Source organism: Citrobacter sp. Cf132 (assembly GCF_030333885.1).
Classification (GTDB): Bacteria; Pseudomonadota; Gammaproteobacteria; order Enterobacterales; family Enterobacteriaceae; genus Citrobacter; species Citrobacter freundii.
This window is the reverse complement of the sequence record NZ_JAOWFA010000039.1, coordinates 1-18,815: the sequence shown is the minus strand read 5'-3', so window position 1 is coordinate 18,815 and position 18,815 is coordinate 1. Positions and strand designations below refer to the sequence as shown.

The 18,815-nt window shown below is 50.8% G+C and carries 12 protein-coding genes; 8 read left to right on the top strand and 4 right to left on the bottom strand.

Translation table 11 applies throughout. The features are described 5' to 3' along the window. The first annotated feature begins 200 nt into the window (after positions 1 to 200). From OGV85_RS04675 to OGV85_RS04645, 7 genes are all read left to right on the top strand, one after another. Complete coding sequence (locus OGV85_RS04675; RefSeq protein ID WP_061548125.1) at positions 201 to 3,350, top strand: alpha-N-acetylglucosaminidase TIM-barrel domain-containing protein; 3,150 nt, start codon at positions 201 to 203, stop codon at positions 3,348 to 3,350. Between the two features lie 63 nt (positions 3,351 to 3,413). Beyond that, positions 3,414 to 4,421, top strand: a complete 1,008-nt coding sequence (locus OGV85_RS04670) for an OmpG family monomeric porin (protein WP_061548124.1) — start codon at positions 3,414 to 3,416, stop codon at positions 4,419 to 4,421. 15 nt (positions 4,422 to 4,436) lie between these two features. Next, a complete protein-coding gene (locus OGV85_RS04665) occupies positions 4,437 to 5,813 on the top strand; it encodes a glycoside hydrolase family 16 protein (RefSeq protein ID WP_061548123.1) in 1,377 nt (458 codons plus the stop codon). 118 nt (positions 5,814 to 5,931) lie between these two features. Continuing rightward, positions 5,932 to 6,867: a TIGR03756 family integrating conjugative element protein gene (locus OGV85_RS04660; RefSeq protein WP_181522662.1), complete on the top strand. Its 936-nt coding sequence runs from the start codon at positions 5,932 to 5,934 to the stop codon at positions 6,865 to 6,867. A gap of 2 nt (positions 6,868 to 6,869) precedes the next feature. After that, complete coding sequence (locus OGV85_RS04655; protein ID WP_061548122.1) at positions 6,870 to 8,237, top strand: integrating conjugative element protein; 1,368 nt, start codon at positions 6,870 to 6,872, stop codon at positions 8,235 to 8,237. Beyond that, complete coding sequence (locus tag OGV85_RS04650; protein WP_061548121.1) at positions 8,234 to 8,491, top strand: hypothetical protein; 258 nt, start codon at positions 8,234 to 8,236, stop codon at positions 8,489 to 8,491. Before OGV85_RS04655 ends, OGV85_RS04650 begins: the two co-directional genes overlap by 4 nt. Beyond that, positions 8,488 to 9,966 carry a conjugal transfer protein TraG N-terminal domain-containing protein gene (locus OGV85_RS04645; protein ID WP_061548120.1) on the top strand — a complete coding sequence of 493 codons (1,479 nt, stop codon included), beginning with the start codon at positions 8,488 to 8,490 and terminating at the stop codon, positions 9,964 to 9,966. The genes OGV85_RS04650 and OGV85_RS04645 overlap by 4 nt, the downstream gene beginning before the upstream one ends. Before the next feature lie 21 nt (positions 9,967 to 9,987). Here OGV85_RS04645 and OGV85_RS04640 read toward each other — a convergent pair whose 3' ends face one another. The 4 genes from OGV85_RS04640 to OGV85_RS04625 are packed head-to-tail and all read right to left on the bottom strand — an operon-like array spanning position 9,988 to position 17,698. Next, complete coding sequence (locus OGV85_RS04640) at positions 9,988 to 10,695, bottom strand: M48 family metallopeptidase (protein ID WP_061548119.1); 708 nt, start codon at positions 10,693 to 10,695, stop codon at positions 9,988 to 9,990. Further along, the gene (locus OGV85_RS04635) at positions 10,692 to 13,958 is read right to left on the bottom strand and encodes a type I restriction endonuclease subunit R (protein ID WP_181522663.1); all 3,267 of its coding nucleotides are present in this window, start codon (positions 13,956 to 13,958) and stop codon (positions 10,692 to 10,694) included. Before OGV85_RS04635 ends, OGV85_RS04640 begins: the two co-directional genes overlap by 4 nt. Continuing rightward, positions 13,951 to 15,198 (bottom strand): restriction endonuclease subunit S, encoded by a 1,248-nt coding sequence (locus tag OGV85_RS04630; RefSeq protein WP_181522664.1) that lies wholly within the window; start codon positions 15,196 to 15,198, stop codon positions 13,951 to 13,953. Before OGV85_RS04630 ends, OGV85_RS04635 begins: the two co-directional genes overlap by 8 nt. Continuing rightward, a complete protein-coding gene (locus tag OGV85_RS04625; protein WP_286553129.1) occupies positions 15,191 to 17,698 on the bottom strand; it encodes a type I restriction-modification system subunit M in 2,508 nt (835 codons plus the stop codon). Before OGV85_RS04625 ends, OGV85_RS04630 begins: the two co-directional genes overlap by 8 nt. Before the next feature lie 80 nt (positions 17,699 to 17,778). On the opposite strand from OGV85_RS04625, the gene OGV85_RS04620 reads away from it, so the two are divergent. Next, a protein-coding gene (locus OGV85_RS04620; RefSeq protein WP_286553126.1) for an IS3-like element ISSen4 family transposase occupies positions 17,779 to 18,815 on the top strand; the annotation gives its coding sequence in 2 pieces (ribosomal slippage) (positions 17,779 to 18,037 and positions 18,037 to 18,815; 1,038 coding nt annotated over the 2 pieces). This gene is flagged as partial in the annotation.

Genomic DNA, 18,815 nt, shown 5'->3' with positions numbered 1-18,815 from the left:
AACGCCACAGGAAATTAGCGTGAACGGATACACAGTTTATGGCTGATTTATTTATTCGCAGCGGCAAACTCTTTTTCCGCATGGAACAAATGAAGTGAAGCGGATCATAAATAATGGGCGGTCACTTATGATGATGGTCATAAACTACCCATTGGCTTCCTGTCATCGTTTTTTTAATTTCAACAAACAGGATGGCAAGTATGAAAAAAACAACCGGATGGCTCTCTTTACTGGCGCTGTCAATTTCTCTGGTCTGCCACCAGGCGGCAGCAAGCAGCCGCTTATCTGCGTCGGCAATTCGCGTGATGGATGCACAAGGCAACAACGTCAGTCAGCCTCTGCTGGACAATAATCCGGCCACCCAGTGGCAATCGAAACGGGATTACAACCGCTGGCTGGAAATGGATTTAAAAGGGACGTATCAGCTCAGCGAGCTACAGCTCACTACCCCACTCAACACGCTAACGCGCTTCGACGTCTACAGCAGCGATAATGGCGTGACTTACCGCAAAATCATCTCCGCAAAGACTGGCAAACCGAACGAGCGACTGCCGCTCAACGTTCGCGCCAGCCGCCTGCGCATCAACATCACCGACTACTCGGCGGGTGCAAAGGGCGTGGTCAACGATATCTCTCTGATGGGGGATAAAATCAGCGATACCGCGCCGATGCCGCCTGCGATTCGGGTTGCGGATTACACCACCACCGAGTGGGCTAAGCGTCATGAGCGTCGCCAGAACACAGCGTATCGCCAGCAGGAAGTCGTCAGCGAAGCACAGGCGCTGGTTGAGCGGGTGCTCGGCGCACAGTACCAGAATCGCTTTATCTTCGCGGTTGCGCCCTCCACCACTGGCAAAGACAGCTTCACCGTGAAGGAAGCCGACGGCAAAATCAGCATCAGCGGACCAAACGGTATTTCACTGGCCTCCGGGCTGAACTGGTATCTGAAAAATTATCTGCACGTCAATTATGACCCACTGAATGTGTCCAATCTGAGCATACCGACAGACTGGCCGATGCCGAAAGGCGTAACAGAGAAAGACACTCCCTATCAGTACAAATATGCTCTGAACTTCTGCACGCCATCCTACACCATGGCCTTCTGGCGCTGGCACGATTACGAGAAATTCCTCGACTGGGCGGCAATGAATGGCGTCAACCTGATGCTGGATATCGTCGGTCAGGAAGAGGTCCAACGGCGGATGCTTAACCAGTTCGGCTACAGCGATAATGATGTGCGCCAGTACCTCCCCGGCCCGGCTTACTTCGGCTGGTTCTACATGGCAAATATGCAGAGCTTCGGCGGCCCGCTGCCGCAGAACTGGTTCGCCCAACGTACCGAGCTGGCGCGTAAAATCCACGACAGGATGGAAGTGTACGGCATCACGCCGGTCTTCCCCGGCTTTGCCGGGCAGGTGGCGGATACCTTCGCCGCCAAAAATCCACAGGCACAGGTGATCGATCAGGGCGACTGGGTTGGCTTTGTCCGCCCGCCGATGCTGCGCACTTACGTTAAACAAGGCGAGGACTATTTCAGCAAAGTCGCCGACGTTTATTACCAGACGCTGAAAGCCACCTTCGGCAATATCAGCCACTACTACGCCGTCGATCCGTTCCATGAAGGCGGCAACCGCGCCGATCTGGATATGGTGAAAGTGGCGCAAACTGTGCAAAACAAGATGCTGGAGCACGATAAAGACGCGGTATGGATTATCCAGAACTGGCAGGAGAACCCCACCGACACGTTCCTTAACGGCCTGAAAAAGGATCACGCGCTGATCCTCGATCTCTACGCCGATAACAAGCCCAACCATGCTATTCGCCACGAGTTCAGCAACACGCCGTGGATCTGGAACATGCTTCACGCCTTCGGTGGCCGCATGGGCTTCTCCGGGATGCCGGAAGTGCTGGCACAAGAGATCCCGCAATCACTGGCGGAATCGAAGTACATGAAAGGCGTGGGCGTCACCGCTGAATCGCTCGGCACCAACCCGATGCTATACGAAATGCTCTACGACATGGCGTGGGAAAAATCGCCGATCTCTTCGACGGCGTATATCCACAGCTGGCTAACCAGCCGCTACGGTGCGCAGTCGCCGGAGATTGAGCAGGCGTGGGATATTATGGTGAAAACCGCGTATCACCGCCGCAAAGACCGCCAGCGGGCGGAAGACTCGATCATCGACGCCAAGCCCGGCTTCGGCGTCACTCGCGCCTGCACCTACTACACCGCGCTTATCGACTATGACAAAGCCGAGTTTGAAAAAATCCTGCCGCTCTATCTGAGTGTTTACGACCGCTTCAAGGATAACCCGGCGTATCAGCACGATCTGGTGGATATCACCCGGCAGGTGCTGGCTAACGCCTCGTATGAATATTACCGCGCCTTTGAAGATGCCTGGCTGGCAAAGGATTACAGCGCCTTCAATCAGCTTTCCGGCAAATTCCTGCGTCTTATCAAACTTCAGGATCAGGTGCTCGGCACCCGCCCGGAATTTATGCTCGGCACCTGGCTCAACAGCGCCCGCACGATGCTCAATGGCATGGACGACTGGACCCGCGACCAGTTCGAGTTTAACGCCCGGGCGATGGTCACGACATGGGGAACCGAGCAGGCCGCCGACGCCGGGCTGCGCGATTACTCTAACCGCCAGTGGCAGGGACTCACCGGTGACTTCTACTACCAGCGCTGGGCAACCTGGATTCAGGCGCTGAAGGCTGCGGCGGCGACCGGGCAGAAGCAGGATGCCATTAAGGTCCACTGGTTCCCACTGGAATACCGCTGGGTTAATCAGACCGGTAACGGTTATCCGACGCAGCCTTCCGGGCGCGATATCCGCCAACTGGCGCAGCAGGCGCTGAAAGAATTCTCCGTCACCAGCGAAGACTTACGCCCGTACCGCGAAAGTAAGGATAAGCGCAATCTGGCGCTGAATAAGCCGGTCTTTACCCACGGCGATATCATCAACGCCGAATTCTCGACCGAGCGCGTGGTGGACGGACAGTCCTCAACGCTGTGGGGCAATAAAACCTGGCCTGCGGATCTGATTATCGATCTTCAGGGCATGCAGAAGGTAGACGGTATCGAGCTGGAGTTTGAGCAGACGGCGGAGGATATGCGTAACCCGGTGGTCTCCGGCTGGACGGTGGAAATTCAGGACGCACAGGGTAACTGGCGCACCATTCAGGATAAATCGAAAGACTTCTCGCAAAAGCAGGTCGTCAACGCGGTGCCGTACAAAGGCGAAGCGCAAAAAGTCAGGGTCACGCTGACCGGTGCAGATTTCAAACTGCGCCCGGTTCTGAAGCCACAGCTGGCGGAAGTTCGCGTGCTGGCGGCAACCCAATAACCCCATCCTGAACCCTAAGAGAATGCCCGTACTGCGGCATTCTCCCTTTCTGCGAGAAAGCTTATGAACAGAAATACCCTGCTCTGCGCCCTACCGCTGCTGGTATCCGGCATCGGCCTGCCCGTGATGGCGGCGGATATTGATATCGATGATATTCAGCAAGAAGTAGATACTGGTCAGGACCAGGTGCCCGTATCAAAGCCCTGGAAAGTCCGCGCGGGCCTGCTGATCGAAACCGAAAACAAAGAAGGACAGTCGTTCGACAAAGACGGCTTTTTTGAACCCACATTATGGATGGATTTCTCCCGCGATCGCTGGACGTTTTACGGTTCCTATTATCAGGAAACACACGGCACCAATTACAGCGATGGATTCAGCCGCGACAACTGGTTTAACCAATATGAGTTTGACGCCCGCTATCTGATGGTGGACCAAAAAGATCTGGCGCTGGGCATGACCTTCCACTTCAGAAATTACACCTTTATTTATCAGGATAACCCGGAAAAAACGCAGTCCGGCGGCTATAACTCCCAGCGCTGGTCGTTCCAGCCCGACTGGCGAATTAATTTCACCGATAAATTCAAATCCACCGGCTGGGTGACGGTCTACAACTGGTACAACAATCTGCATGAAAACGGTCTGGCGAACCGGGAATTAAAAGGTGAAGGCGGCTTCGAATATCGCTTCAACCCGACCATTGCGGTGCGGCTGAATTACTTTATCGATCGGGGATGGAATACCAACAGCGACGACCAGACCGGTGAGTTCTGCCGCTCGCAGCTACGCCCTTATATCCCAATTACTTTCTCGCTGTTTGACGCAGGCCCCACCACCATAACCCCTTACGGGCGCTGGACGCTGGATGTCTGGTCGCAAAACGCCTCACGTAACCAACGGATGCACACCACGGAAACCCGTACCGGCATCTTTATCGAGCAAAAGCTGTCGCCCCATCTCTCTATGACGCTGGATTACGCCTATGAAGTGCAGGCCCGGCACGATTTATCCCCCGGCGATAAGCCTGTTGTGAAGTTCCACAAAACCGGCCTCGGTTTTATCTATAGCTTCTGAAAGAGGATTACCATCATGAGTACACCAATATTACCGTTCCTGCCCGATAACACAGACTGGATTTATCAGCCCGATCTCAGCGATGAATTTAATGGCCCGGACCTCGACTCTCGCTGGTGCCCGTATTACCAGGCAAGCTGGGGCGATCTGGATGCCTCCCGCGCCCGCTACCGCTTTATTACCGAATCAGACGGCACTGTCAGCCTTGAGCTGTACGTCGATAATGCCGGGCAGGGATACTGGCAACCGTGGCGCGCCAGCAACAACACCTACAAAGTCGCGGGTATCACCGGCGGCACGCGGGACTATATGAATCAGTGGCCGAGCGGCGGTTTTCCTATCACCAACCATATGCCGTATTACGATGCCTTTGCCACCCGCTACGGCTATTTTGAAATCCGCACCCGCTTTCTGAGCGGCAACGGGCTGGCCCCGGCCTTCTGGTTCCTGGGGATGCAGGATGCGGCGTATACCGAAAATATGGAGGTTGATTCACCGGAAGTCTTCACCCTCGAAAACGTCGTAAAATTTAATCTGCTGCCGCGACAGGGAATGCAACAAGTCTCCATTCCGACGCCTTATGGCGAGGGGACTGAACTCCCGGATCTGGAAGATGGCTACCATATTTATGGTCTGGAGTGGGACCCGGAATATCTGAAGCTCTATATCGACGGGCAACTGGTTTCTACCATTGATGCGGCAATTGATTACCGCATGTTCCCGCTGATTTCCCTTAATCACCATGAAACTAATAACGCCGAAGTGGGCAATATCTACGATAACGATCCGCCGCTGCCGAACGATGAGACATTTACCATCGACTATTACCGGGTATTTAAAAAAGCGGATACGCCCGCCGCCCCGTGGCCGAATTATCAAAACCCGCTGTTGCCCGGCTATAACATCGCCGAACGCGCCTTTATTAATATCTACGGCTATGACGGCGATAACTCCACCTCAAGGGAAGGCAAGCTGAACGACGGCGATCACTTCAGCGTCGCGGACACCTATCCTAAAGGCAGCGGCACCGAAGAGGAAAATGAGCGCTGGTACAACGACCAGTTCCGCTATATCTACATCGAGTGGCATCAGCCAGTGGATTTCGACACGCTAGTCCTCTATGCCACACAGGCACAATCTACCGCGCCGCAGAATATCCGTATTGAGGTTTCCGCCGACGGCTACGGCGGCTGGACGGTTGTGAAGCCAGATTTCGATCTGGACTGGCAGACGGACGATTCGGGTATTGCCGAAGGGCTGAAAATTACGCTGGATACGCCATTGCAGCAGAATCAACACGCCCGCCTCGTCATCAATACTGCGCCGGAAAGCTACGCTTTGAGCGAAATTGAAATCGGCACACAAATTAACGCCACTACCCGCTTTAAATAATTCTCCACGGCGGCATCTCCTGCCGCCGTTAATTTTCATATCCTGATATTCAGTTTCTTCGGGAAAACCTGCTGAGAGTGCGATAAACCCACGGCATCCGTCTCATCCGGAGTACCATATGCCTGTTCGTCACGTTGTCCTGTCTTCATTAATCTCACTGGCTGTGCCTGCCGCGCAGGCTATCACCACACCGGAAATCGCCGCCTCCGCATTGTCGCCGGAATGTGTGCAATACCAGATTGTCGGCGTCTGCTACTGGCTGTTCTGTTCGCCATTTGGTTGCTCGGTACGTACATCGGTGAAGGTACGGCATTTCCGCCCGGACCTGGTGGTATCAGCCTACAGCGTAACCGGACAAAATCCGTGGACCGAGATGTCGCCACTCAGCTCACCGCTGCCCGGTATCGCTGAAGCCGGTGGCGATACTAATCCCCGCGCCGTCGGCCAGCACAGCAAAGTGCGCTTTAAAAATGCTGATGCGATTGGCTTCCCTGCCGGTGATGCACTGGCGAACTTCTTCGCTCAGTTCGGCTACGTCTGCGCTCCGTCGTCACAGCCTTTTCTCCCCTACTTTCTCAGCACGCTGGATGCGCTCGCCTGGCGCAGCGGCGTGCCGGAAATGTTCTACCCGGAGGCGTTAACGCCAGGACTGCGTGAGGTGAGTAAAGACGGCGATATGTGGGGCAATATCTACCCGCGAGCCGGGGCGCTCAGCCAGACACATGACTATAAGACCGGGGCGGTCATCGCCCAACGCGCTGCCGATCTGGTAACGCGCAATGGTCAGCCGCATGTTTATATTCCGCTGGCTGCCAGTTCACATGACGGCTACTGGCCTCCAGACCCTGTTACGGAAGGCGACAGCAATAACCACCAGTGGCAGATGCTGGTCCCCCAAAAATCCGCCTCCTGCGCGATCTTCCCGGATGGATCCTCCACCGATTCTTACGCCGATAAACTGGCGGAAGATGGCGCGTATGTCTGGACGCTGTGGCGGCCCTACAAATGCTGCCCGCGTCGTGGGCAGACCTTTCTTGGCAGTAGCGGAGGTTAACCATGCGCCCGGTATTCTGTCTTTTATTCGTCGCCTTTCTCGCTCCGGCGGCTGATAAATACCAGTATCAGCAACAGGGGGCGATCAGCGACTGGATGTATTACCGCATCGGTGGCGGTGCGGCCATTCCCCCTTCCGCAACCCGGCGTAACACCTTCCCGCTGACGGCAGGCATAAGCTGGAACAGCGATATGATGTGCGGCAATTTCGATATCGATACCACAGTGCGCAACCAGCTCAACGGGGTGACGGACGGCTTCCAGCAACTGATGGGAGAGGTTATCGAAAGCGCGACCAGCGCGGTCGCCAGCCTGCCCGCGATGGTTATCCAACGTGCTAATCCCCAGCTCTACGATCTGTTAACCAACGGCGTGCTTCAGGGACGACTCGACTTTGATAAATCACTGTTAAGCTGCCAGAAGATGGCTGGCAAGATGACCGATTATGCGCTCGGTCCGGCATGGACGCAGAGCGCTCAGGCGGAGAACTATCAGGGCATTGCGGCCAGCGAAAAAGACGCCGTTCGCGCCGACCAGCGAGCGGCTGAAGAAGCGGCAGAGAAAGGCAAACGCTGGGTTGGTGGTGAACATCGCGGCGGCAAAGGTCAATCGCCCATCAAACTGGTTCGCGATACGACGGTCGCAGGCTACAACATCCTCAATAATCGCAGCGCGACCAGCACAAGTTCAGTATCCAGCAACGACTGTCAGGGTGAACTTTGCCAGGTATGGAGCAAACCCGACGACGCTGCGCAATGGCTGACGCGAGTGGTTGGCGAGCAGACCATTAACGTCGCCCCGGATAACGATCAATCCGGCGATACGAGCCAGCAAAGCGGCGCACAATCCGGCGTCGGGCTGACGCCGCTGATTCAGGAAGAGCAGGATAAGATCCAGCCACTGATTATCGATATGGTGAACCACAGCCAGCCCGTTAATGATGACACGCTGGCGCAGGCCAGCGGCGGCGAGCTGCATCTGACACGCGGCGTGATCGAAGCACTGCGCGACGATCCCGATGCGGCGGTGCTTATCCAGCGACTCTCCGGCGAACTGGCGCTCTCCCGCGTGATGGAGCAAGCGCTGATGGCCCGGCGCACACTGCTGGCTGGGATGCGCGAACCCAATGTATCCGGTGAAAAAGAGGCACAAACCGCGCTGACCCAAACCACCGCCCAGCTCGACCAGGAACTGTCACAGCTTAAGCTGGAGCTGGATATGCGTCAGGCACTGGCGGATAACGCGGCGCTCACCATCCTTGAACGCCAGACAACGCGAGCGAAGACCAAAGGCCAGGCTGTCGGCGTAGAAGACGACACCGATAAACGGGTGGACGATCTCAACAAGCCCACTGGCGGGGATACACAATGAAGCGGCTGATGCTCTCCAGCACCCTACTGCTAACCTGCATGGCAATGATGTTTTATCTATCATCAGGTAACGCGCTGCAGATTAACCGCAGCGATCTGCTGCTCTGGCGTATAACGCTGTACGCTGCAATGTCCGGTGTGGGCTGGCGTCTGTACGATCGCTTCCCTCCGTATCGCCCGACCATCCGCCGAATCGCGCTGTGGTTTATCGTGCTGGTTGCACTTAATGAGATTGTGCCGGAGGTGTTCCGGTGACAACCAACAGCTATCTGGAATACTTTCTGACGCTGCTCGGCTGGGTAGTCAACAACGGGTTGTGGAATGCGATTAGCGCCACCGGATTATTCGCCCTGCCGCTGCTGATTAAGTTGCTGGCGTTGTGGTTACAGGCCAGAAGTCAGGGGGCCGATGAAGGCAACAAAGCCGCGCTGTCCCTGGTTTGGACCGAGCACCTGATGTACACCTCGCTGCTGGTGATTATGTTCACCTGCGTGCCAATGTTGAATATCGACCTCGATACCATCAAATATGACACCACACGCTCGAAGCAGTGCGGCATGTCGGTGCCGCAGCCCGCCGATACCGGCTATCAACCGATTATAAACTCGCTGGGCGGTAAAACCGCCGCAGTCCCGGTCTGGTGGTATTTTATTCATGTGATCAGCAAAGGCATCACCAGCGCAACGGTTGCCACCCTTCCCTGCCAGCCTGACCTGCGTCAGATCCGCTTTGAGGTGCAGCACACCCGAATCAAGGATCCGGCACTGGCTCAGGAGTTACGTGATTTTGTTGAAGAGTGTTATGCCCCTTCCCGCGCCCGTCTGAAATTCCGCGCCGGAGAGCTGGACGATGACACCAGTGACGATACAGCCTGGCTGGGATCATCTTATTTTCTCAACACGGCTGGTTACTTCGATACCGACCACGCGCTTTCACCACATAGCGCTTGGCCGTACAGCGCATCACGCGATGCCGGGCTGGCCGATACAGGAGCCGGTGGCTACCCTACCTGTAAGCAGTGGTGGGTGGACGATACGGTTGGGCTGAAGGCCCGGCTTCTGCAACTCCCGGCCCCGGATATCTGGACGGCGTTTAAAAAGATCGGCCAGTCCCAGGCCGTTTATGAAGAGGCCGTGCTGCGTTCGCTGGTCAGCGAGCGCAATATGCAGGTATCGCAGGATGGACGCGTTTACCCCGGCTACGGCGGTAATGTCGATGGTACGCTCACCAACGCCGCCACGCGGTTAGCCTCCACTGCTGGGAATATCATAGGTAGTGCAGTGGCCTTCCCGGCGTTTGACAGCGTGCGTCAGGCTCTGCCAATGGTACAGGCGTTGCTGCAAATGGCGCTGGTGATTTGTATTCCACTGATAACGTTGTGTTCGGCGTGGGACGTGAAGGCGGTGATGACGCTGACGTTTGTGCAGTTTGCGCTGTTTTTCCTGACGTTCTGGTGGGAGTTGGCCCGGTGGCTAGATAGCTGGCTGCTGGGCGTACTCTACAGCAGTGATACTCACAGTAGCTGGAATCTGGCCGGGATCCAGAACTCGCAGGATGATGTGATTATCAACCTGGTGATGGGATCTATGTTTCTGGTGCTGCCAACGTTCTGGCTGGGGGCGATGACGTGGGCTGGAGCCAGGGTTGGCGTAGCGGTGAATGGAGCGCTGGCGGGTGGGGTTAAGGTGGCGCAGGATAGTGGGGGGAAGGCTGGGGGAAAGTTGTTATGAATTTGCCCTCACCCAGTCAAACTATAGATCCAGACTAGCGCCATTTTTACGCAGCCACTCCTTACGCTCTCTCCAGTCAGGCATCACCTTGTCAACTTCATTCCAAAAAGCGTCTGTATGATTACGATGGTGAAAATGACATAGTTCGTGGACCACGATGTAATCTATGATCTTCGCTGGGGCCATCATACATTTCCAGTGGAAATTCAGCGTACCGCTATGACCGCAACTGGCCCAGCGATATCCCATTTCCTTCACCCGGATTTTTTCTGCCTTCACTCCGACTTTGGGCGCAAAAAACAGAGTACGCTCTTTGATGCGCTGCTGGCCTTTAGTTATATAAAAGTCTTCAAACGCGCCTTTCGCTGCGGCTATGCCACCTTTTTCAATAAGCTGCCGATTAAGGCAAAAGCGTCCGTCTTTCAGGATTAACGGCAGATGCTGATCGGAAACCAGAGATAAGCGATACATGCTCCCCAAATAGAGAAAGGTCTCGCCGTTTACCCATTCGCGCGCCACCGTAGTAGCATTAAGATCTTTCCACTCTGCCAGGTTACGATAAATCCACATGCGTTTCTGAAAAACAACGGTATCCGCCTGTTCAGGAGTAAAGTGTACTGGCGGGCGAACAATGACCTGACCATCTCTTTCGATAACGATATCCGTTGTACGCCGGGTGGTACCTGGCGCGAGATGATAGTCGATGTCCTTCACCCGTCTGTACATCATGGTTTTTTGCTCTCCGCTGAGTTCTGGAGTAACGCATTATGTCTATTTTTTGCCAGTTTCATAATTTCTACCGCAATTCGTTCTCTTGCCTGTTTTAATTCAGGAACTCCGGTTAGCGTCAGAGCCGTTTTGATCTCACTACGGGTTTTCTTTTGTTTGCTGCTGTTATGCCAGTAATCGATGCTGCCGATGCTTTGTTGCAAAAGTTCAACAATTGCTTCCATCAGCGCTCTAATTTTGGGTTTTACTGAAACGGGTATCTCTCCGTCCGGGAACGCTTCATGAACAATATGTTCATAAAACGTAGTGGCTTCCCGACTCATTCCCTCTTCCCCATCCTGGCGCCCGGTAATCGCAACGTTACGCAGTTTCTCTAACTCTTCCGCCAGCTTCTTCCATTGATCCTGATACAGGTCGATCAATTGTTCCACTTTTTCCGAAAGGCTCTTATAAAAAGCTGGATCTTCATCATGGTGAACAGTGCAATGCTTACGAATTGCATGCTCCATTTCGCTGGCTTTCGCCTCATCATTGCCGTTGGTATGCTGGTTTAGCTGTTCAATGAAGTTATCTGAGAGCAATTCAACGGGAGGTACCGTAGGGTTAATCCCCAGACTGATTAGGTGCTGATTAATCAGATCGCGTACCTTCTGGCCGGCATCTCCCAAATCCAGCGAATCGTCTTTATAACGCTCTTTGGTCACCCGCTGGATATATCCCAGACGCTTTGCCGGAATACGATAAACCTGGCCCGCACTATGCGGCAGGATGATATCCAGACTGCTGAGGAATTTTTTCAGGTACACATCAAAATCCGCACGCAGTTTCTCGTCTTTTAGCAAACGAACAGCATCGTTCACCGCGGCTGCTTCTGCTGCTATGTCGGGTAATCGTCCCTCAAGGAAATCATGGATGCCATTAACCTGATGGTACGAGAACAAACTCAACAAGCGCTGATAGCGCTCCTGCAGCACCGGGACCTCTGAATTGATATTTTTTAATCCTTCGGCCAGCTCCTGGCGCTCGTCGCTGGCAGCATAGAGGGTTAAGGCCTCGGTAAGATGGTGAGTAAGGCCGATATAATCCACAACAAAGCCTCGTTGCTTACCTTTTTTTACCCTGTTAGTACGGGCAATTGCCTGTAATAACGTATGCTCGCGGATTTTTTTATCCAAATACATGACCTGCTCAATCGGCGCATCAAAACCGGTTAATAACATGTCACAGACAACCAGGAAGGCGATTCCTGTATAAGGTTTATCAGGATCATCAAATGCAAATGGCTTACAGAAATTTTCTACCGCATTCCAGGCGCGGGCTTGTTTACGTGTCTCGGTAATAAATGCCGCTTCGTTGGTGCCATCACTGGATATCACGACAGCAGCTTTGAGGAACTTGATCCGATTAATTAATTCGTGGTCAGGTACATCTGTAGATTCAAGCTCATCCATTTTCTCTTTTAATGCTTGATGGATAGCCTTCTGGTAACGGACTGCAGCCAGTTTGGAGTGACACACCACCTGAGCTTTAAAGCCATTAGGAAAAATATGCTCCAGATAGTGTTTCACCATATCGCGCGCGATAGCGGCAATACGTTGCTCCGCTTCCAGAATGTCGCCTGTGGCGCCATACTTTTTCTTAATAGCATCTAATTCTTCTTCAGTTCGGTCTTTAAAGAGATTCTCAAACTGCGTTTCAAAGCCATGTTTATCGTTCAGCGCGGCATCAGCAGTCCTGCCTTCGTAAAGGATCTGCAATGTGGTGCCATCTTCAACGGCATCCATTAATTTGTACTTATCGATATATTCGCCAAAGCGTTTGACGGTACGTTTCTCACCGTGGCGTTCTGTAATCAGCGGTGTTCCGGTGAAGGCAATGCGAGCCGCATTTGGGAAGGCCTCAAAAATATTACTTCCCAGATCAGAGCTCTGGGTACGGTGTGCTTCATCGATCATTAACACAATTCGCGAAGAGGTATTCACTACGCCAAATGTTTTACCCGTTGGAATAGCCTGGTAAGTTCCCAGCGCTTTAGCAACGGATACAGGGAGGCTTTCCTGCGCGACCAGAAACTTATGCGCCATCACCATATTAATATCGGAAGTGTTGGTGGTTAACTCTTTTCGTAGCGTATTGTTGCTTTCAATAACATTGACTCGCCCACCGATCAGTTGTGCCGTCGCTGTTAGCTGTTCCTCCAGATCGAGACGATCATTGATCAATATTATTTTATAATCGTGAAGATCGTTTGAAACGCGCAGCATTCGGGCAACAAAAACCATCGTCAGGCTCTTACCCGACCCCTGGGTATGCCAGACTACACCACTTTTTTCTTCTGGGGTTTTACCTTCACGTAAACGCTGTAATATCTTATTGGCGGCGCGAAATTGCTGATAACGGCAGACAACCTTGATGCGCGGGCCAGCATCGGTATCCATAAATACAGAGCATGTACGCAGGATGGATAACAGATTCGCTTTATTTAACATGCCATTGATTAACTGTTGCTGTGCACTCATATCGCTGGCAACATTGTCTTCCTGCGGCCATTGTGTCTTCCAGGGATAAAAATGTTCTTCCCCGGAAGTAATCGTGCCGTAATCCGCTTCAACGCCTGTTGTTCTGACCGCAAATAAATTACTGTGAAATAAACGTGGCTCCCCCTCTTTTAACCCCTGCTGTGCTGTTACTTTACGATTGTTCATATAACGCTGGAGCTGAATATATGCTTCAGACATTGGATTGGAACAGGTTGGACCACCTTTTTTACACTCCACGACAATCAGCGGAATACCATTAATAAATAAAACAATATCGGGAATGATAAATTGTTTTACGCAACCTGGGGTATCAATCCGGAACTGGTTTATCGCCAGAAAGTGGTTATTTTCCGGGCGTTCGAAATCGATTAATTTAACTATTGGGTCAGACTCACCGGTGGCATTATTAATATCTACCTGTGATTTAAACAGTAGCTTTTGGATCGCCTCATTAGCTTCCAGTAAAGTACGGTTGGGTTGTCGCAGGATCTGCTCTTGCAGATCCTGTAACTGTTTGTCAGTTAACCATGTTTTTCCGTCTGATCCAGCGTTTAAGTGCGCTACTGCGTTAGTAAAAATCTGCGGCAGCAGCCACTGTCGGAAGCTGCTACGCATACTTTTAGCCGGATCGGAGGGAATGTCCTGTCCCTGGTCAATAATCGTCCAGCCCAGTAATTGCAATTGCTGCAGAAAGGGCTGTTCAACTTCCGTGTATTCAGACATGGCTGGACTCCATACTAGTATCTGCTAACCTTACTCTAACTTTACCATTAAGAAGGTCATGCATTAAACCAGACTTAGTTCTAATTAATTTATTCAATATCTCTTTTTCATTTTTTATTTTTGATGAGCACGCCATTAGCTTATCACTAATAATAATTTGTTCATTAATTGAGGGGACGGCAACTAATAGCTGACGCATCTCTCCGACATTAAAATGCTGTTGTGCCATCCCTCCCTGAAGGCGTAAGACTTGCTCTTTACCAAACGAAGAATTAATCCAAAAACATAGATAATTTTTATCTACAGAATCTTTAGGGGATGATATTAATATATCAATACAATTACATCCATTAAATTCATCAGGAACAACTGCACTTGTCCCTGGATAGCCTGTTCTAACCGATAAAATATCACCCGTTTTTATTTGACTTTTACTCAAAAGTGCATTGGAAAAAGGTGATATATATACAAGGTTATAAGGATCAAGACCATCTTCCCTCACATTGGCTGAGCGAAACGCAGGAACTCCCTCTTCAACATAATACTTCGTTGGCTGGATAACGATACCCACGGTTATTCTTGAACAAAGTTGACTGCACTGCTGAACATCCCATTCTTTTGGGATCCAACCAATGCTTGTCTTTTTATACAAATCAGGTTGCTGACCTCGGGTTTGGCGTAATCTGCCATTACTATCAACACCTCTTGTAAATAGATCGTACATCATCCCCGCTTTTATTTTTTGATATTTATTTATCAAAAAATTAGTGTTTTCTATAGCCTGATCAACAGTCTTCAATATATCTGCGATCTTTTTTTGTATACTCAAACACTTGGGATATTTTATATGTAATATTCTTCCTAAATCCCTTGGGACATGAGGAACCCCAGTGCCGGTTCTCCTACTTTGAATCCACTGATACTTATTAACTAATAAATAGTATAATAAGTCACTGCGAATATCTTTTTTGGGTGTAAGTTTACAAACAGTTGATGAAACAACACCATTTAATCCACTACAACAAAGCCCACTTCTTTCGCCATCCCAAAGCATCAATACATCTTCTTCATTTGCCTTTACAGCAAATGTAGAACAAGCATATCCATCATTATTTCCAGATAATGCTCCCGCTCCCAAATATGGTTCATAACCACTTAGAGGAAACGGACTAGTAATAACTTTCCTTCCCTTCTGAAAAGAAACAAGCTCACTAAGAGAATGTACTACCCAATCATTCATAACCAAGCTCCATTAAAAAATCGTGCAACTGCTTAGAAGCTTTATCTCTTTGACTCTCTATTTCTTTAGCTGTTATTGCATATTTAACCCACAAATTTTCAATGACAGCAATACAAGCTCGTTGCTCTGTCCTTAAGTATCGATTATAAGTGTTTAATAGTAGTTTTTTTAATCTCGCAACAATAACCACACGAGCTTCATCCTGTGATATTTTTTCACGTGCACTTAAAACTAGCTCGTCACGCTTATTCTCGATCGCCTTGATAACTTTCTTCAATTCTTTAGCTTCATCTTCAAGCACTTTATGACGCTTCAATTGGGCTTCTATTTGGGAGATCTTTTCCTGATACTCTTCGGCACTTCCCAATCCCGGATCACGTTTACATAGTTTCACCATGCCTTTAGCGTCTTTCAGCTTCGACTTCAGCTCTTTCACCTGATCTGAGGACATCACACCCGTGTCATCAGTATCCTCAAAGTCTTCGTCATCCGCCGCCGAAAATAATGCCTGCAGCTCGGCTAAACGAGCTTGCGCATTAGCTTGCTCTTCTAAAACCTCAGGGAATTGGCTTTGCAGAATATCTTCACTAGGGATCAGTTCCGCACCCCAGCCACTTGCAGCAATAGATTTGAAGTCTGCCTTAAGGTAGTCCACATAACTGGCGAAGGCACCACGCACCTGGAATGACGTTAACAAGTTTTGCTGTGCAAAAGCTTCATGGATGCTCTCCATCAACTGACTACGCATTACATACACATTGCGTGGCCTGGCATGTTGGTTAGCTGCATCAGGGGCTAACGCTTCAACAATCGGGAGATTGTTTTCCCACCATTTTTCCAGTTGTGTCATAAGCGCCTGGTTCGCTTTTAATACACCCGTATGTTGATTAACAAACTCAGCAATGTCACGCTTTGCCGTCAACGTGGGGGAAAAATTCATGTACTCTGTATCACGAGGTACAAAAATATCTGCCTGTAATCCAGCATAATTTTGCCAGAAATGGCCGAGACTTTCGATTTCTGCAAGCGGAATACCGCCATGTAAGTGTGCACGAACATCATGGGGTTCTGGCGGCGGCGCATTATCCACGTAACGACGAATATTACAGTTATAATCTTCTTTGATAATCTCATCAGTTGGGACGACACGCGCATATCCTGGGATATTGTCACTCTTACGGTATGCGTTGATAATCTTATCAATATCTTCTGGGCGTAGATGATTCTGCGCTTTATCTTCGCTGTACTCCCGATCGGCGTTTATAAACAAGACAGACTTGCGTTTGTCTGCTCCTTCTTTATTCATCACCAGAATACAGGCTGGTATTCCCGTACCATAGAACAGGTTGCTAGGTAAACCGATGATAGCTTCCAGGTAACCATGATCGATAAAATATTTCCGAGCTTCACGTTCATCGCCGCTGCGGAATAATACACCATGAGGCATAACGGTCGCCAGACGACCATTATGTTTAAGTACAGCTAACATATGCTGTACAAACATGAGATCGGCCTTTTTCCCTTTTTCCGGTAACCAAACGGGAAAACGCCCAGGGAAGATAATCCCCTTTTTAATATAATTCTGACTAAATGGAGGATTCGCAACTACACGATCAAAACGCAGAAGCTCGTTATTTTCATCTTTATGTTCTGGTTCGCGAAGTGTATCTCCCTGACGAATATCCGCATGAGAAATACCATGTAGAAGCATATTCATCTTACAAATTGACCATGTAGTTCCCATTTTCTCTTGGCCGTATAGCGCAATTTCATCAGCGTCACCACCTTTCTCGCGCAGGTAGTCACGCATTTGAATCAGCATTCCCCCCGATCCAACTGTTGGATCGTAAACACTCATGCCTTCCTCGGGATCGCAAATCTCGACACAAATACGCACAACCTCAGATGGGGTATAAAATTCTCCCGCTTTTTTACCCGCTGAATCTGCAAAGTATTTAATCAACCACTCGTAGGCAGCACCTAATAGATCCGGAAATTCGAAATCTTCATCTTTCAAGGGAATTTTTTCGAAGTTAAGAATAAAATCAGATAACGTATCGTCATCTAATGTGCGTTGGCCAATTTTATGGTTAAAATTAATTCCTTTTAACACGTCCTGTAAAACATCAATGTTAGCTTCTTCAATCGCTTCCAGCGCTTTATTCAGGGCACTGCCAACCTCAGTTTTTACATGTTTCAGTGCAGGACGTATTACCGCTTTCTTATTCCCTTTGTCATCTTCTACAATCTCTTCCCATGATTCACTCCAACGAGCACGCGGAGGCACATAGAAATACTTTCCTGAGTAGTTATCGGGATCCTCAAGCGCCAGCTCGATGTCCAGTTCAGACATCCCCTGTTCTTTAAACTGCTTGCGTAGTTCAACCTGACGCTGATCGAACAGGTCGCTGGCACGCTTAAGGAACAACATACCAAAAATGTATTCTTTGTATTCACTGGCATCCATGCTGCCACGTAAGTCATCACATGCGCGGAGCAATAATGTTTCTGACCTGCTCCCCGTTGATTAGTACACCCCGATGTTAGTAATGTCTTCATAAGCCACATGAGGACATCCCCATGAAGAAGCGTTTTTCCGACGAACAGATCATCAGTATTCTCCGCGAAGCCGAAGCTGGGGTACCCGCCCGTGAACTCTGCCGCAAGCATGCCATTTCCGATGCCACGTTTTACACCTGGCGTAAGAAGTATGGCGGTATGGAGGTGCCTGAAGTTAAGCGCCTGAAGTCGCTTGAGGAAGAGAACACCAGACTCAAGAAGCTGCTTGCCGAAGCCATGCTGGATAAAGAGGCGCTTCAGGTGGCTCTTGGGCGAAAGTACTGACGACAGACCAGAAGCGGGAAGCCGTGATGTTGATGTGTGATGCGACCGGTCTGTCGCAACGTCGTGCCTGCAGGCTTACAGGTTTATCCCTGTCGACCTGCCGCTATGAGGCTCACCGTCCGGCTGCTGATGCGCATTTATCAGGGCGCATCACTGAGCTGGCACTGGAGCGCAGGCGTTTTGGCTACCGTCGTATTTGGCAGTTGCTGCGCCGTGAAGGGCTTCATGTTAATCATAAGCGCGTGTACCGGCTTTATCACCTCAGTGGCCTGGGCGTAAAACGCAGAAGACGTCGTAAAGGGCTGGCAACAGAACGTCTGCCGCTGCTCCGTCCGGCGGCGCCCAATCTGACCTGGTCGATGGATTTCGTCATGGACGCACTTTCCACCGGTCGCAGGATCAAGTGTCTTACCTGCGTCGATGATTTCACAAAGGAATGCCTGACGGTCACTGTTGCCTTTGGGATTTCAGGCGTTCAGGTCACGCGTATTCTGGACAGCATTGCACTGTTTCGAGGCTATCCGGCGACGATAAGAACTGACCAGGGGCCGGAGTTCACTTGCCGTGCACTGGATCAATGGGCCTTTGAGCATGGTGTTGAGTTGCGCTTAATCCAGCCGGGCAAGCCAACGCAGAACGGATTTATTGAGAGCTTTAACGGACGATTTCGCGATGAATGTTTGAATGAGCACTGGTTCAGCGATATCGTTCATGCCAGGAAAATTATTAATGACTGGCGGCAGGATTATAACGAATGCCGCCCGCACTCCACG

Bases quoted from the DNA above. Each gene is read 5' to 3' on its own strand.
- OGV85_RS04630 (WP_181522664.1), bottom strand. From the start codon at position 15,198: ATGAATGATTGGGTAGTACATTCTCTTAGTGAGCTTGTTTCTTTTCAG.
- OGV85_RS04640 (WP_061548119.1), bottom strand. From the start codon at position 10,695: ATGATGTACAGACGGGTGAAGGACATCGACTATCATCTCGCGCCAGGT.
- OGV85_RS04655 (WP_061548122.1), top strand. From the start codon at position 6,870: ATGCGCCCGGTATTCTGTCTTTTATTCGTCGCCTTTCTCGCTCCGGCG.
- OGV85_RS04660 (WP_181522662.1), top strand. From the start codon at position 5,932: ATGCCTGTTCGTCACGTTGTCCTGTCTTCATTAATCTCACTGGCTGTG.
- OGV85_RS04675 (WP_061548125.1), top strand. From the start codon at position 201: ATGAAAAAAACAACCGGATGGCTCTCTTTACTGGCGCTGTCAATTTCT.
- OGV85_RS04665 (WP_061548123.1), top strand. From the start codon at position 4,437: ATGAGTACACCAATATTACCGTTCCTGCCCGATAACACAGACTGGATT.
- OGV85_RS04650 (WP_061548121.1), top strand. From the start codon at position 8,234: ATGAAGCGGCTGATGCTCTCCAGCACCCTACTGCTAACCTGCATGGCA.
- OGV85_RS04670 (WP_061548124.1), top strand. From the start codon at position 3,414: ATGAACAGAAATACCCTGCTCTGCGCCCTACCGCTGCTGGTATCCGGC.
- OGV85_RS04635 (WP_181522663.1), bottom strand. From the start codon at position 13,958: ATGTCTGAATACACGGAAGTTGAACAGCCCTTTCTGCAGCAATTGCAA.